This is a genomic window from Flavobacterium myungsuense (assembly GCF_042677265.1).
Taxonomy (GTDB): Bacteria; Bacteroidota; Bacteroidia; order Flavobacteriales; family Flavobacteriaceae; genus Flavobacterium; species Flavobacterium myungsuense.
In genome coordinates this window covers 1-15,675 of the sequence record NZ_JBHTIZ010000013.1, presented here as the reverse complement: position 1 = coordinate 15,675, position 15,675 = coordinate 1, and the positions used below count along the sequence as shown (strand labels likewise).

Below are 15,675 nucleotides of genomic sequence, written 5' to 3'. Positions count from 1 at the left end.
TTTAATACATTTGAAAACCAAGAAATCATAAATGACAGCAGAACAACTCAAACAATTAGAAACACGTCTTTGGAAAACCGCAGACGATTTACGAGCCAATAGTAAACTTACCGCATCAGAATATAGTTTCCCTGTATTGGGACTTATATTTCTTCGTCAAGCGTACAACCGATTTATCATTGCCAAACAACAAATCGAGAAATCACTGCCTGTGCATCCCACACGTGGAGTGAGACAAATTGAAAAAAATGACTTCCTAACTGCCAAAGCCATTTTCCTAAACGAAACAGCGAAATGGACTACCATAGCCAATCTTCCTGATAGTGCCGACATAGGCGAATACATCAACGAAGCAATGCGAAATATTGAGAGCGAATATGAGAACCTTTTAGGTGTTTTGCCTAAAGAATATAACCTTTTTGACAAAGACCTCTTACAACGCCTTATTCGTGTTTTTAATGACGAATCTTTAAACGATGTTTCAGGCGATGTTTTCGGTAGAATCTATGAGTTCTTCCTGAATAAGTTCGCAATGATTGGAGCGCAAGAAGGTGGCGAGTTTTTTACTCCACCATCATTAGTAAACACGATTGTAAAAATCATCCAGCCCAATCACGGAATAGTTGCCGATATTGCTGTAGGTTCAGCAGGTATGTTTGTGCAAACGGCTCACTTTATTGAAGAGGAAGAAGGTGTTGACCCATCCAACAAAGTAACATTCTACGGACAAGAGAAAGCCGATACCAATACTCGATTAGCCAAAATGAATATGGCAATACACGGGTTAGAAGGTAGCATCTTGCAAGGAAATACCTTTTATGAAGACAAACACGACTTGGTAGGGAAATGCGATTTCATAATGGCGAATCCGCCGTTTAATGTGGATGGAGTAGATAAAAGCAAAGACAGCGTAAAGAAAGACCCACGTTTGCCTTTTGGTTTACCAAAAAACGATAACGGAAACTACCTTTGGATTCAATATTTTTATTCGTTGCTTAATGAAACAGGAAGAGCAGGTTTTGTAATGGCTTCTTCGGCTTCGGATGCAGGGCATTCAGAAAAAGACATTCGCCAAAAATTAGTAGAAACAGGAGCGGTAGATGTTATGGTTTCTATTGGAACTAAATTCTTCTATACTCGTTCCTTGCCTTGTACGCTTTGGTTCTTTGATAGAGAAAAAGAAAAAGATGCTCACAGAGCCAACCAAACCTTGATGCTTGACTTGAGAGACGTTTATCGCAAAGTATCTTCTAATTTGCACGATTTCACGCCCGAGCAGTTAGCCAACATTCAAGCCGTTGTAGGATTGTATAGAGGCAAACGAGAAGTGTTTGATAAAACTGTGTCGCATTACTTCTCGACTATTAACGACCATTTAAGCCAAATCACAGCACAAGCGAATAGTTTGGCTGATAAATACAACAAAGGACTTCAAACCACCTTTGAAAAACTATTGCCTAAAGTGACTTTAGCCCAATGGAACGAAACCTTTGATGCTGATGATATTGAAAGCATTACGCAATTAGCAACCGCTTTTTCAAAAACAAAACTAACCTACAACAACACCGCAGTATTACAGACCTTAACGAAGGACAATACCGACCAATTAAAGAAAGGAAAACGTGCCTATATCAACTTCTTGAAAGCCATAAACGCTTTTGTAAAAGAAGCAGGAAAAAAGGGCGATTTGCGGAAGCAAAAAGAATGGAAAAAACAAGTTTTAGACCAATTAAAACAGATGGAATTGGACTTTGTGGACTTTAGCCACACCCTTGACCAAGTGCTTTATTTTAATAAAGAAGCCCATTGGTTAGTAAGCCGTTTCCCGAAAAGTGAGTATGCTGATATTGCAGGTTTATGTAAAGTAGTTACTAAAGAAGAAATTGCCACCAACGATTACAGCCTCACCGCAGGACGCTATGTTGGCGTTGCACCTCAAATAGACGAAGATTTTGATTACGAAGAGCGTATGGCAGAAATAAAAGTAGAACTGCAAAGTTTGAATGACGAAGCCATTATTCTTGCAGAACAAATTCAGATTAACCTTAATGAATTAGGGTTATGAGTTGGATTCAGATTAGTATCGGCGACATAGGAAAAGTTATCACAGGCAATACACCTCCGAAAAGCAATCCTGAATTTTATGGCAATGACTATAAGTTTATTAAACCTACTGATATGGAAATCGGGCAAAGATATACTCCAATAACAGAAGATTATTATTCAGAACTTGCATACAAGAAGTATATAAATTCATTAATACCGCCACTTTCTACTTGTGTTGTTACAATAGGTAGTATTGGAAAAAAAATTACTTTGACCAATGATTTTTCTTTTATAAATCAAGCAGTTAATGCTGTAATTCCTGATGAAAAAAAATATGACCCTTTCTTTGTTTTCTATGCTTTGAAAAATATTTTGCACAAAGTTAAATCTGCTGACACAGGTGCATCTTCAGGAAGAGAAAATGTAAGTAAAAGTAATTTTATGACATTAAAACTTGAAGTACCTATAGATATTGAAACTCAAAAGAAGATAGGAAGTGTTTTATCTTCATTTGATGATTTAATAGAAAATAACCTTAAACGAATTAAGTTATTAGAAGAAACGGCACAAAATATTTACAAAGAGTGGTTTGTTAATTTTCGTTTCGCTAATTATGAGCATACAGCGTTTGATGTGGAAAGTGGTTTGCCTGTTGGGTGGTCTGTTGATATTATCGGAAATCAATTGCTTACAATAAAGCGTAACGGTAAACTAAAAACAGACGATTATGAATTAGAAGGTAAATTTCCAATTATAGACCAAGCAAATGGATTTATTGCAGGTTATACTAACAATGAGGAAGTTGTTCAAGATTTGCATCTACCTATTGTGGTTTTTGGCGACCATACAAGAAGAGTGAAATTTGTAAATTTCCCTTTTGTTTCAGGGGCAGATGGTACTCAATTAATGTTTCCTAAAAATGAAAATTTACTTCCCGCTTATTTTTATTTGTCAATAAATAATATTGACCTCTCAAATTATGCTTACGCAAGACATTACAAGTTTATGAAGGAGCAGCCAATAATAATTCCTGATGAAAAAACATTGGATGAGTTTAATAAAAAAGCATATCCACTGCTTGAGCAAACAATTCATCTGTTGAATTACAACCAAAAACTCAAAGAAGCAAGAGATATACTGTTGCCGAGATTGATGAATAGAACGATAGATGTATGAAAATAAAAGGTTTAACATTCATTGCTTTTATATTGGGTCTTATAGTCATTTGGATAAATTTTATTGATTTTAAGATTGAAACTACTCTCGATGGAGTTAAAATTAATAACCTGATTGAAAATTTATGTATGTCTTATATTGCAGGTTATATATTCTTTTTTCTAAATAATTACCTTGTTGAAAGAGAAGAAAAAAAACATATTATGCCCTACATTGCAAGTAACGTAATGAGTTTGATTTCCAATAACCACACAATTATACACAACATAACAGGTGTTATGAAATTTGATTTTAGTTGGTGGCTAACAGAGCAAGAGTTTAAAGAGCATTTATCAAAAATTCAATCTCAAGAAAAAGTAAAATTTTATTTTCCGAAGGAAGATTGGACTTTTTTCCTAAATAAAAGGAATACTTCAACCATTGACACAGTTGATAAATTATTGCTCTCAGGTAAATATTTAGATGAAGAATTAAGAAATATTTTATTTGAAATTCGAGGGTCTTCTTTTCTAAGACAAGACTGCAATCTTTTCTCTGAAAATAATTATAAAACTTGGAATAGGTATTTTAAAAGAATAGAAAAACTAAAACCTTATTTTGATAAAAATTTAAAAGAATATTATAAGTATGATAAATACATTGGATAAATTTAAGGCTATAACCTTAAAAATATTTTTTTATTTCAGGTAATAACCTTAAATTTGTATCGAATAGTTCAGGTAATAGCCTTATGAAAAACAATAAACAGTATTTGCTTTTACAGCAAACCGATAAGAAATTAGAGGCTTTCAAGGATTTGAAAGCAACAGTAGTTCCTGCAAAAGGTTGGGTTAACACCTTTCGTACGGCACTAAAAATGTCGTTACGTCAATTGGGTAATCGTTTAAATATTGCGCCACAAAGCACAAAAGAAATTGAAGAACGAGAAGCCAACGGTACAATTACATTAAACTCGTTGCGTGATGTAGCCAATGCTATGGATATGCAATTGGTATATGGTTTTGTTTCCAAACACGAATCGTTAGAGCAAATGATAGGAAAACGTGCCAAAGAATTAGCCACCGAGATAGTGATGCGCACCAACAATACAATGACGTTGGAAGACCAACAAAACTCTAAGGAACGCATCGAAAAAGCTATTGCTCAAAAAACAAATGAGATTAAAAGTGAAATGCCAAAATACCTATGGGATTAACGATTGAATATATAGACGGTCAAACGCCTTTAGATGAGGAGGAAAAAGAAGGATTGCGTATTCCTTCTATTACCACTCGGGAGGAATTGGACGAATTTGAGCAACTCAATATCGAGAAAGCAATTCAGTGGACTTTTGGTAAAAAACTAAAAGCCGAACAATTGTTTTCGGAAAAGTTTATCAAAGACCTACACAAGCGTATGTATGGCGAAGTTTGGAAATGGGCAGGAACGTTTAGAACCTCTGAAAAGAACATAGGTATCAAGAGTTATCTCATAGCTATAGAACTGAAACAGTTATTGGACGATGCTGTATTTTGGCAGGAAAACAAAACATACGATTCGGAAGAACTTGCCATTCGTTTTAAACATCGTTTGGTAAGTATTCATTGTTTTGCCAACGGAAACGGAAGACATTCTCGTTTGATTGCAGATTTGATAATGGAAAAATTATACAACAGCAAATTCTTTTCTTGGGGCAGTACTAATTTAGTAAAAGCCACCGAAGCAAGGAGCAACTATATACAGGCAGTTAGAAAGGCTGATAAAAATGATATTCAGCCCCTAATTGTCTTTGCAAAATCATAACCTATGGGAAACAATTATTCAGAAGACCAATTGATTGAACAGACTTGTATTGATATTTTCAAAAATCAATTGCATTGGGAAATATCCAACGTATATCAAGGGGAAACCTTTGGCGAAAACGGAACTATTGGAAGACATAGTGAAGCGGATGTTTTACTAAAAAACAGGTTCTTGGAGGCAATCCAAAAACTGAATCCAAACCTACCTGTTCAGGCTTATGAATTGGCTTATGAAATAATAAATAGTGATGATGCGACAAAGAGTTTATCCGATTTAAACTTTGAGAAACACAACTTCTTGAAAGAAGGTATTCCTGTTACGTATAAGAATGAAAAAAACGAAATTATCCGCAACAAGAAAATAAAGGTTTTTGATTTTGACACCATAGAAAACAACAACTTTCTTGCGGTACAACAATTATGGGTTGAAGGAAAATCGAAGCGCAGAAAGCGTCCTGATATTGTTGGCTTTGTAAATGGTATTCCGTTGTTGTTCATTGAACTCAAAGCACACCACCGCAAAATTAAAGTAGCTTTTGAAACCAATTTAAAAGATTACAAGCAGACCATTCCTAAAATGTTTCACACCAACGCTTTTATTATTTTAAGTAATGGTTTTGAAAGTAAAATAGGAGCAATCACTTCTAAATATGAACATTTCCACGATTGGAAACGTATCACCGAAGAGCAAGAAGGTATTATCAGTTTAGATGGAATTCTAAAAGGAGTTTGCGAGAAAAACCGAATAATGGATTTGTTCGAGAACTTTGTGCTGTTTGATAATTCCATCGGTTCTATTGTAAAATTGATTGCAAGAAACCATCAGTTTATTGGTGTAAACAAGGCAGTAGAACATTTTGTTTCCGTTCAAGAACAAGCCAAAAATGGATTGATTTCAAAAGAGAATGCGCAGAAATTAGGGGTTTTCTGGCATACGCAAGGAAGTGGTAAGAGTTACTCTATGGTTTTTCTTTGCCAAAAGATATTACGGGCTTTAGGTGGTGGTTATACTTTTCTTTTGGTAACAGATAGAAACGAATTAGACACCCAAATATACAAGACTTTCACAGGAGTTGGAGCAGTTCAGGATTTGAATGTAAAAGCCACAAGTGGAGGGCATTTAAAAGAATTATTGAAGACCGACCAACGCTATATTTTTTCGTTAATTCATAAATTCAACTTTAATGAGGTTATTACTTTACGGGATAATATTATCGTTTTGTCAGATGAATCTCACAGAACACAAGGTGGTTCATTAGCAATGAATATGCGAAAAGCGTTACCAAATGCTTCGTTTATTGGATTTACAGGAACACCTTTATTTAAAGACGATGAAATAACCCGAAGAATATTTGGAGAGTATGTTTCCAAATATGATTTTAAAAGGTCAATAGAAGATGGCGCAACCGTACCGTTGTATTATGAAAACAGAGGCGAGAAGTTGCGGTTAGACAATCCGATAATCAATGACCAAATTCGAGAAGCCATTGAACAAGAAGATTTAGACGATGACCAACAAGCAAAACTCAAGAAACTTTTCGCAAGAGAATATCCAATTTTAACAGCAGAAAAGCGATTACGAGCAATCGCTAAAGATGTGGTTTCGCATTTCAACGGAAGAGGTTACAAAGGCAAAGCTATGTTTGTTGCTATGGATAAGGTAACGGTTGTAAAAATGTATGATTTGATTTCTGAAGAATGGGCTGTCTATTTGGAAACTCGTAAAAAGGAAATTGAAAAAATTGAAGATTTGCAGGAGCAACTTTCGCAACAGCGAGAATGGGATTGGGCAAGGGAAACCGAAATTAGTGTTGTGGTCAGTCACGAACAGAACGAGATAGACAAGTTTGAAGCGTGGGGATTGGATATAGAACCGCACCGTTTGAAAATGAATACTCGCAACCTTGAAGAAGATTTCAAGGCGGAAAACCACCCATTTAGGCTAGCGATAGTGACGGCGATGTGGGTTACTGGATTTGATGTTAAGAGTTTATCGACTTTGTATTTAGATAAGCCAATGAAATCTCATACTTTGATGCAAACCATAGCTAGGGCTAATCGTGTCCACGAAGATAAAAACAACGGTCTTATTGTTGACTATATAGAAACCTACAAGGCATTGCTGGAAGCCTTAGCCATTTATGGAGATAGCGGAAGTAAAGGAACACCAAACGGAACAGACGATGTTCCTGTTCGACCATTAGAAGAACTGATTGCTGACTTAGATGAAACGATTCAAGCCACTGAATTATTTTTGGATGATGAGTGTAAGTTTAAGCTACTTTCAATCATCAATGCTGAAGATAATTTATACAAAATTAAATACATAGAACAGGGCTATAACGTACTTTGCAAAAATGACGAAACCCGAAATAAATTTGGAATTTTAGCAAGAGAGGTTTTTAAGAAGTATAAAGCTTTAATGCCTGATAACTCAATTTATGAATATAAGGACAAACGAGATGCTATAAATGCCTTGTATTCGTTAATGAATGATAAGATTGACGAAGCTAATGTTACTCATATTGTTTCCCGAGTTCAGTATGTTGTGAACCAATCTATCGAGAGTTTGAATATGGTTATGGAACACGTGGAAGGCTATGGTCAAAAAATAGATTTGAGTGGTTTAGACTTCAGGAAAATTGAAGAGGAATTTTTGAAAATTGATGGCAACAAAAATATTGCAGTACAATCGCTAAAAGACCGTGTAGCTAAGAAAATGAATCGTCTGCTTGACCAGAATCCGCTACGAATTGATTTTTACGAGCGTTATCAAGAAATCATTGAGAACTACAATAATGGTAAAGAATATGCTACGGTCAAAGAGTTGTTTGATGCCCTGATATTATTGTTAGGAGATTTATCAGAAGAAGAAAAGCGTGCCGAACGAGAATTGTTAGACGAAGACGAATTAACGGTTTTCGATATGCTGAACCGAGATAAAAAAATCACTGACAAGGAAAAAGTTGAGGTAAAAGATACCGCAAGAAAGTTATTAGAACATCTCAAAAATAATGAGTTTAAAGTAGAGTACTGGTCAGAGAAAACACAAACGGCATCGGCTGTTAAGAAAGCTATCAATGACCACTTATATACGAAATTACCTTTTCCGACATTCAGTGATGGAGATAGGGTAGTAAAAACAGAAATATTATTTGATTATTTTAAAACGAGGTATGCAAATTATTGTAAAGTAGCTTAATTATGAAAAAGGAAGAAAACTATGAGTTAATTGAAAAAATAATTATTTCAATTGACAGTATTTATGAAATTACTAAACTTGATTATTTAGAAATTAGTGTATTTAGTACTAATGAAAAATTAATTGATAATATAAAAGTTATTTTAATTAACATAAGTCAATTTGCGAAAAAGATAGACTTTGATTTATTTGACAACAAAGATTTAAAATTTCTTAATAAATTAGTAGGTTTCGACAAGTATTCCCATTCAAAACTTTCAAATAAAAAAAATATCTATAATTTAATTTACAGCAGAGAGTTAGCACTTATTAACATAAGGTTATTAGAAATTCAAAATGAAAAATTTGGAAAATCTATAAATAAAGTAGAATTAGTTTTGATGAAAAAAATTAATAAAAATATGAAGTTCACTTTTAAAACTATGTGATAATTTTAAGTGATTTTGAAGTTTTTTGTTTTAAAAATCAAAAAATAAATTCTGATTTTGTGTAAGAAATTCAGATGGTATTCTGAATAAAAATATTTTTTATTTGATAAATTTTTCTTTTCGATAAAATTCGCAATATAAATAACCCGAAACAGTTGATTTTTTTTGGCTTTTTACTTCGTAATAAACATTTCCAATCAAATCATCATTGACAGGTGTGAACATTATAATTCTATTATTTCCTTCATACCCTATAGCATTAGAAACAACAGGTTCATTGACTATAGAATCTACAACTGTAATTTCTTGATGAAGTAGATATGAGGCTTTTAATTCTGTAACTACCAAATCATCTTCAGGATGAGTTGGATTTATTGATGTACCCGAAGCATACAAAGAATTTGAATTGATAGTTTGTATTACCAAATACTTATCATCAGTTTCTTCTTGTATAACTACATAGTAGTAACGTTGGTTAGCAGGTTTTTTTAAACTGCATCTTTCACATAAAATTTCGCCTAATTTGAAGTTACTTTTCATTGTTTAATAACTTATTAAGTTTTTTTATTTTTGTTATCGTGTTGCGGTGTAATAGAGTTAATTTTTGCACTTCAACACTTTTCTTTCCCCTGTTTAAAAATTCTATGGCAAGTTTTACTTTTGGTTTATTTAAGAAATCTAAATTAGACTCTTTAGTTCCTAAAACACGACCCTTGTAAACTCCATTTGCTTTTGCTATCGCTATACCTTCTGCCTGACGTTCTCTAATGAGGTTACGTTCCATTTCTGCTACAACACCGAGTACCGAAATTATCATTTTAGATATTGGATTTTCAGTTCCGTCATCGTTGAGTGTTTTAATACCCTGCTGTATGAAATTTATACATATACCTTTCTTATTGAAGAAGTCAATTGTATTTAGAATATCTAAAAGATTTCTACCCAAACGGTCAATCTGATGAACAGTGACTTTCGTTATTTGACTTTTGGCAATCATCTTTTTAATTCGTTTCCCACCATCTCTCTCAAAAAATGGTGTTGCACCTGAACATTTGTCTTCAATAACATAATCAAACTCTTTGGCATTTTGAACTTGTCTGTTGTTCTTTTGTTCAATTGTCGAAATTCTTGTATAAAGTATATTCATTTTGCACATCGTATGGTTCGGGTATAATACACCCTAATATTGTTTAAAATTGGCTGTTTTTGTTGTTAAAAGTTTCTTGGTTACTTCATTTTCCATTCACATCACGGGGTGTACCCTAAAATTATCGTTTAAGTGTGGCATTTAGGTTTTTGAAATTGTAGGCAGTGTAGTTGACTGCTTTGAAAACAAAACCTAATGCAAACAATCCGAGAACGCCCCCAAAAACATATATTGCAGTTTTTACATATTTGCTTTTATAGAGTTCGTCTTTTACCATTTGTTTAATGTTGGGCACATTAACACTACCTTTTTTTTCTTGATTCTGCATCGATTATAATGTAATAAATTAATACTGTAAGTCCAACTGCTATGATTCCTAAAATGGCATTGCTTAATATTTTGTTTTCCTTATCTACACCGACGGCATAATCATAATCTTTTAGAGCTATGTGGTCGGTCGGTAGTATTTTTAAATTTTGTAAATCTATATCTATCATTTTTTTCTTCTTATTAAATATTCATCATCGTTTATTTTCTTGAACGTAATATCGTAAAGACCGTATACAATTTCATCATCTTGATTAACAACGTTTGTAAACATCTGGAACGAAAATCCTCTTCCTCGCATAAAATGTTTATTCACTATAACCTCGATTTTATCGCCTAATAAATCATCGGCAACTTTATAACTTTTTAATAATTCTTTGTTTACAGAATTTAACTTTCGACGAAGCGAATTATTTCGCTCGTTATTAGCCGAAATACGGTCAAATTTTGACCGATAAATCTGGTTCTGTCGTTTGGCTTCAAAAAATGTATTTGAAAATGGGCAAAGCCTTGTTTTTGTTGGGTTGTCTAGCATTGTAAAATGTTTTTAAGATGTTAATATTTGTTTTGTTAATTAAGCAAAACCTTATCATTACTGTTTAAAGAGGTTGCTTTTATTTCTTTATACTTTTATATTTCGACTCTTACCGTAAACTCGTTTTCTTTTACCGATGAAATAAATTTCTTTTTTCAGTAAATAATCAATCATTTTTGGTTTATTGGTCACGAATGAACTGTGGATTTTTTTGTTCTTAAATTTCAGTTTTAAACAATCAGGTAATGTCTTTCCTTTTAAATCTAATCTTGGTATCGCTACAATTAGATGAAAGTGCATAATACCGTGCAAGTCGCCTTTATCGATTAACCAAATATAACCTGCCATTGGTACACCGATTTTAGTCAAATTTCTCTTTAGTTTAAGTAATATCTCCGAGACTCTTGTATTAACGCTAAAATCAAATCCTATTTCCAACCAAGTATAGTCAATCGAACTGTACATTGAGTTAAACTTTTCAAGAATACGATTTCTTTTGTATTTCATAAATTGAACATCGGTTAGTATGAACTTCTGACCGTTTGAGGAATATCTGAATGTCTTTTCAAAAAGAGGTCTTCTGATATTATTAATGTCTAATTGGAGAGAGGATATATTGGAGATTCTCTCCGTGAATATAAATTCAGTCATTTTATTAAAGATTATTTTTAAATTTTGCTTTGGCAGAATTAAGGTTTTCCTCTGTAACTGTATCCGCATAAATTAATATGTTCCCATTTTTACCTTCCTTAAATCCTTTGATGCGGTCACATTTAAGACGCCTTCTTATTGTCTTCACTGACTTTCTAAGATAGATTGCTGTTTCTTTTACTGTCCAAAGTGTTCGGAGTTCTATTTTTTCTGTCTTCATAATGTTTTTTTTAATTATTTATTTTAGTTATTTCGCCGGTGTAAATAAATAAAATGTGCAAATTAAAAAGTGAGCGGTTTTTTTACCAAAAAAAAATCCTGACCAATTTTGGTCAGGATAAGTAATTATTATCATATCGATTTTTAATTATTTTAAATTGAAAAAATCTCTTACTTTGGATATTTTGTAAAGACGATATTTGTTGTTATAATTAGCTTCATTATTATTTTCGTAAAATTCTTCCTCGCTTTTATATTTTTTTTCTTTTAAAATTAGTTTTAGCAAAGGGAAAAGTTCATAATAGACGCTTGATTGACTAATACCACTTGTTGAAAATTGAAATAATTCATTAATATTTCCGCTATTTCCATTTAATGTTTTTAAAACAAATTTTGATGCTTTTGATTTTTCTTCTCCATTTTCGATTGCTTTGTTTTCCAACAAATCAAATTGTTCATTCATTAAATACTCAAATTCGTCTTTATATGGTTTTGAATTGTTAATTTGGTTGTAATTCCTTCTTCTAAATCTGTTAATCGAATCAACATAAAGTTTGTTAGTAAATAATCCGTTGTGATTTACATTACCAATAAAATTCTCAAATGCATCTAATTGAAATTTTGAACTAACATAGATTATGCAAGATGAGAGGTAAACTTCAGGAAAAATAAGTAAACCTTCTATTTTTTCTAATCTTCTAATTTCGGATTCAATTTCATTTATGTTAATCATCCACTTTAAAGAGGAATAATTAAAACCATATTTTTTTAATTTAGAAATTACCTCGTCATCGTTTGAAAAAAAAATAAGTTGATTTAGATACGGTGTAAATTGTAAAAAAAAACTATAACAATCATTTATTTCAGCCTTTGGTTTTATAGCGTAGAACTCTTTTGACAAAAAATCTATTTTAATTTTTTTACAATCTTGTTGAATTGTATTTAGTAGATTTTCAAAATCGTTTTTACTAGCATTGTATAATTTTAAAGTTTCCTCAGGAAGGTCAAACATATCTATATTTTAAGTTGATACAATTATTTTTTATTTTTTATATTTTGATAATGTTATTTGTTTAAATTGGCAACAGTTATGATAAAGGACACAAAATAGCCACACAAACATAATAAAAAATCCCGAAACCTTGTATATCAAGTGTTTCGGGATGATGTTTTGTGACCTCGACTGGATTCAAACCAGTAACCTCTTGAGCCGTAATCAAGTGCGCTATTCAGTTGCGCCACGAGGCCTTTTTTGTGGGTGCAAATATAAGTAATTTTGGTAAATCTGCAAATCTAAATTCAAATAAAATATATTTTAGATTTTAATCTATTTTACTCCTCTAACGCTCTGGTTGTTATAAAATATCTCCAACTAATAATTGCCATTTGCCATTTCGTAGCTTTGCTTATATCCAATTGTTGTTTAGAAAAACTAGGTAAAATAAATTTGTTAGCTTTAGCAATAATTTTAAACATACAATTCTAGTTTTTAATATATTATAATACTAATCGGGCTTATTATTAAACAACGCAAAATTTCTAGATTTTTTTGGGTATTCGGCAAACGATTTATCACTTGGATTTACTATGGTTGTTTTAATAGTGATTTTGTCACCTAAATTGAACCCTTTAGAAACCATTTGATAATCTAAAAGAAATTCTCCGCAATGGTAATTTCCGTTTGCATCCTTTTCTATTATACCTGTGTAAATTCCTTTTGACATTGCTTTTTTTGTTATATAAAGTATTTCGATAATCAATAAAAAAGATAATTTTTAGCTAGAAACACTCGTTTTAAGTAATTGATTTTATTTGAAATACGAAAAAGTTTCCTCGTTTTCAATTTTCAATAGTGTTTCGTAGATTAGTTTAATGACATTTTCAACGTCATCACGATGCACCATTTCTACGGTTGTATGCATATAACGTAATGGTAACGAAATTAGTGCCGATGCTACTCCGCCATTGCTATAGGCGAAAGCATCAGTGTCAGTTCCTGTAACTCTAGAAGAAGCTAGTCGTTGAAAAGGAATTCCTTTCTCTACAGCAGTATTCAATATTAATTCTCTTAAATTATTCTGAACCGCTGGAGCGTATGTAACAACAGGGCCACGACCTATTTTTGTGTCTCCTTCAATTTTCTTTTCAATCATTGGTGTTGAAGAGTCATGGCAAACATCAGTTATTATGGCAACATTTGGCTTAATGGTTTGAGTTATCATTTCAGCCCCGCGCAAACCAACTTCTTCTTGCACTGAGTTGGTAATGTATAAACCAAAAGGAAGTTTAATATTATTTTCATGTAATAATCGAGCTACTTCGGCAATCATAAATCCGCCCATACGATTGTCTATAGCACGACAAACAAATTTGTTTTCGTTCATAATCATAAATTCATCAGGGTAAGTTATCACACAGCCTACATGAACTCCCATTTTTTCAACCTGTTCCTTAGATTCGCACCCTAAATCAATAAAAATATTACTGATTTTTGGGTTTTCTTCTTTGTCTCTATTTCTAGTATGAATAGCAGGCCACCCAAAAACACCTTTTACGATTCCATTTTTAGTATGAATATTTACACGTTTCGAAGGTGCTATTTGATGATCAGAACCTCCATTTCTAATTACATACACCAATCCATCATCAGTAATATAATTTACATACCATGCAATTTCGTCAGAATGACCTTCAATGACTACTTTATAAGGAGCTTCAGGATTAATAACACCAACGGCTGTGCCATAAGTATCGGTAATAAAAGTGTCAACATAAGGTTTTATGTATTCCATCCATAATTTTTGACCTTCAGCTTCATAACCGGTAGGTGATGCATTGTTTAAATAGTTTTCCAAAAAAGTTATTGAAGACTTTTTTAATATAGATTCTGAACTCATACGTATTTTTTTTTGCTAATTTATAAATTTGGCATTACACTTGCATATATAATGTATAATTTTATCAATTAATTTTTCTCGTTTATGAAGATTATAATTTCTTTTTTCTTTTTTCTTTTAGTATCAATTTCAGTTCAATCACAAATATCAGAAAAAGATACTGTTAAAATGGGGTATCAGCTTAAAGAAAGCGACACCTTATTAAGTGAACCCATTCAGCTTGAAGAAATCTTAATCCTTAAAGAGAAACTAGATCCAGAAAGTAAAAAGCAATACTTATTATTGCGAAACAGAGTCTATAAGACATATCCTTATGCAAGAATTGCTTCAGTACGATTAGTAGCTATCAATAATACTATGGACAAGTTGAAAACCAGTAAAGAAAAAAGAAAGTACTTCAAAATTGTTGAAGATTATATGGAGAATGAATTTACCGAACAATTAAAAAAGTTATCTCGCAAGCAAGGGCAAATATTAGTGAAGCTCATTCACCGTCAAACGGGTTTTACAACTTATGAATTAATTAAAGATTATAAAAGCGGTTGGAAAGCATTTTGGTCTAACACAACTGCAAAAGTATTCGACATAAATCTCAAAACACCTTATTCTCCATACGAAGTTAACGAAGATTATCTTATTGAAACTATTCTCTTTAGAGCATTCAATAGCGGAAGATTAATCAAACAAGAATCTAAAAACCCAGTCAGTTATGATGATTTATCCGATTTTTGGGAGCAAAAAGCATTGAATAAAAATTAAATCTCATTTTTTCAAGGAGCTACTTCCTGCTATCCGTTACAATCTTTTTCTTGCTAAAGAAGCAAAAAAAAGGATTTTCACTTCTATCAGGGCTATTAGCATTTGATTTCAAAAGCACATTTGAATAACTTTTTGTACTTTGTTAGTTTGTTTTCCTGATGAACTTTGCGTCTTAGCGCCTTTTCGAGCTATTTTTATTAACTCATAAAAAAAACATTGCGCCTTTGTAAGCAAATTTTAAAATTGACAACCCGCACATGTCCAACGATTTATAAAAAAAGTAAAAAAAAGGGTAAGAAAGTTTTGGAAAAAAGTAAGATAAGTGTTTATCTTTGCACCCCGCGAAAGAGGGATGTTCTTATAAAATACTGAAAACGAGACAAAAGAAAATAAAATCAAAAAATTATTTCAAAAAGCTTGTTAGATATAAAAGAATGCTTACTTTTGCACCCGCTTTGAGAATGAAAGCGTTATTAAGAAGAAGAACACGTTCCTAGACATATTGAA

19 protein-coding genes and 1 tRNA gene are annotated in these 15,675 nt (G+C 32.3%); 8 read left to right on the top strand and 12 right to left on the bottom strand.

The genetic code is table 11. The features are described 5' to 3' along the window. Positions 1-31 precede the first annotated feature (31 nt). From ACFQ0S_RS05340 to ACFQ0S_RS05310, 7 genes are all read left to right on the top strand, one after another. Positions 32-2,065 (top strand): type I restriction-modification system subunit M, encoded by a 2,034-nt coding sequence (locus ACFQ0S_RS05340; RefSeq protein ID WP_379756762.1) that lies wholly within the window; start codon positions 32-34, stop codon positions 2,063-2,065. Continuing rightward, positions 2,062-3,222, top strand: coding sequence for a restriction endonuclease subunit S (locus ACFQ0S_RS05335; RefSeq protein WP_379756765.1), 1,161 nt, complete (start codon positions 2,062-2,064; stop codon positions 3,220-3,222). Before ACFQ0S_RS05340 ends, ACFQ0S_RS05335 begins: the two co-directional genes overlap by 4 nt. Further along, on the top strand, positions 3,219-3,869 hold the full coding sequence (locus ACFQ0S_RS05330; RefSeq protein WP_379756768.1) for a hypothetical protein: 651 nt from the start codon (positions 3,219-3,221) through the stop codon (positions 3,867-3,869). Before ACFQ0S_RS05335 ends, ACFQ0S_RS05330 begins: the two co-directional genes overlap by 4 nt. Positions 3,870-3,952: 83 nt before the next feature. Next, entirely contained in the window at positions 3,953-4,417 is a 465-nt protein-coding gene (locus ACFQ0S_RS05325) for a mobile mystery protein A (RefSeq protein WP_379756771.1), read from the top strand. Next, positions 4,408-5,004: a mobile mystery protein B gene (locus ACFQ0S_RS05320; RefSeq protein ID WP_379756773.1), complete on the top strand. Its 597-nt coding sequence runs from the start codon at positions 4,408-4,410 to the stop codon at positions 5,002-5,004. The genes ACFQ0S_RS05325 and ACFQ0S_RS05320 overlap by 10 nt, the downstream gene beginning before the upstream one ends. A gap of 3 nt (positions 5,005-5,007) precedes the next feature. Further along, positions 5,008-8,205 carry a type I restriction endonuclease subunit R gene (locus tag ACFQ0S_RS05315; protein ID WP_379756776.1) on the top strand — a complete coding sequence of 1,066 codons (3,198 nt, stop codon included), beginning with the start codon at positions 5,008-5,010 and terminating at the stop codon, positions 8,203-8,205. 2 nt (positions 8,206-8,207) lie between these two features. Then, positions 8,208-8,633 (top strand): hypothetical protein, encoded by a 426-nt coding sequence (locus ACFQ0S_RS05310; protein WP_379756778.1) that lies wholly within the window; start codon positions 8,208-8,210, stop codon positions 8,631-8,633. A gap of 99 nt (positions 8,634-8,732) precedes the next feature. Here the strand turns inward: ACFQ0S_RS05310 and ACFQ0S_RS05305 are convergent, their stop codons facing one another. From ACFQ0S_RS05305 to ACFQ0S_RS05250, 12 genes are all read right to left on the bottom strand, one after another. Continuing rightward, positions 8,733-9,173: a hypothetical protein gene (locus ACFQ0S_RS05305; RefSeq protein WP_379756780.1), complete on the bottom strand. Its 441-nt coding sequence runs from the start codon at positions 9,171-9,173 to the stop codon at positions 8,733-8,735. Next, positions 9,163-9,780 (bottom strand): recombinase family protein, encoded by a 618-nt coding sequence (locus ACFQ0S_RS05300; protein ID WP_379756783.1) that lies wholly within the window; start codon positions 9,778-9,780, stop codon positions 9,163-9,165. Before ACFQ0S_RS05300 ends, ACFQ0S_RS05305 begins: the two co-directional genes overlap by 11 nt. A 121-nt stretch (positions 9,781-9,901) precedes the next feature. Further along, positions 9,902-10,108, bottom strand: a complete 207-nt coding sequence (locus tag ACFQ0S_RS05295) for a hypothetical protein (RefSeq protein ID WP_379756787.1) — start codon at positions 10,106-10,108, stop codon at positions 9,902-9,904. Beyond that, on the bottom strand, positions 10,083-10,277 hold the full coding sequence (locus ACFQ0S_RS05290) for a hypothetical protein (RefSeq protein WP_379756790.1): 195 nt from the start codon (positions 10,275-10,277) through the stop codon (positions 10,083-10,085). The genes ACFQ0S_RS05295 and ACFQ0S_RS05290 overlap by 26 nt, the downstream gene beginning before the upstream one ends. Then, the gene (locus ACFQ0S_RS05285; protein ID WP_379756793.1) at positions 10,274-10,642 is read right to left on the bottom strand and encodes a hypothetical protein; all 369 of its coding nucleotides are present in this window, start codon (positions 10,640-10,642) and stop codon (positions 10,274-10,276) included. Before ACFQ0S_RS05285 ends, ACFQ0S_RS05290 begins: the two co-directional genes overlap by 4 nt. A gap of 87 nt (positions 10,643-10,729) precedes the next feature. Next, entirely contained in the window at positions 10,730-11,149 is a 420-nt protein-coding gene (locus ACFQ0S_RS05280) for a hypothetical protein (RefSeq protein ID WP_379756796.1), read from the bottom strand. Positions 11,150-11,297: 148 nt separating this feature from the next. Further along, a complete protein-coding gene (locus tag ACFQ0S_RS05275) occupies positions 11,298-11,513 on the bottom strand; it encodes a hypothetical protein (protein ID WP_379756799.1) in 216 nt (71 codons plus the stop codon). A gap of 147 nt (positions 11,514-11,660) precedes the next feature. Beyond that, the gene (locus tag ACFQ0S_RS05270; protein ID WP_379756801.1) at positions 11,661-12,524 is read right to left on the bottom strand and encodes a hypothetical protein; all 864 of its coding nucleotides are present in this window, start codon (positions 12,522-12,524) and stop codon (positions 11,661-11,663) included. A gap of 162 nt (positions 12,525-12,686) precedes the next feature. Beyond that, positions 12,687-12,760, bottom strand: a tRNA-Arg gene (locus tag ACFQ0S_RS05265). A gap of 84 nt (positions 12,761-12,844) precedes the next feature. Then, the gene (locus ACFQ0S_RS05260; RefSeq protein ID WP_379756804.1) at positions 12,845-12,988 is read right to left on the bottom strand and encodes an SsrA-binding protein; all 144 of its coding nucleotides are present in this window, start codon (positions 12,986-12,988) and stop codon (positions 12,845-12,847) included. A gap of 29 nt (positions 12,989-13,017) precedes the next feature. Continuing rightward, the gene (locus ACFQ0S_RS05255; RefSeq protein ID WP_379756807.1) at positions 13,018-13,236 is read right to left on the bottom strand and encodes a hypothetical protein; all 219 of its coding nucleotides are present in this window, start codon (positions 13,234-13,236) and stop codon (positions 13,018-13,020) included. An 84-nt stretch (positions 13,237-13,320) separates the two neighbouring features. Further along, a complete protein-coding gene (locus ACFQ0S_RS05250; RefSeq protein ID WP_379756809.1) occupies positions 13,321-14,409 on the bottom strand; it encodes a M42 family metallopeptidase in 1,089 nt (362 codons plus the stop codon). 84 nt (positions 14,410-14,493) lie between these two features. On the opposite strand from ACFQ0S_RS05250, the gene ACFQ0S_RS05245 reads away from it, so the two are divergent. After that, entirely contained in the window at positions 14,494-15,168 is a 675-nt protein-coding gene (locus tag ACFQ0S_RS05245) for a DUF4294 domain-containing protein (RefSeq protein ID WP_379756812.1), read from the top strand. Positions 15,169-15,675: the final 507 nt, after the last annotated feature.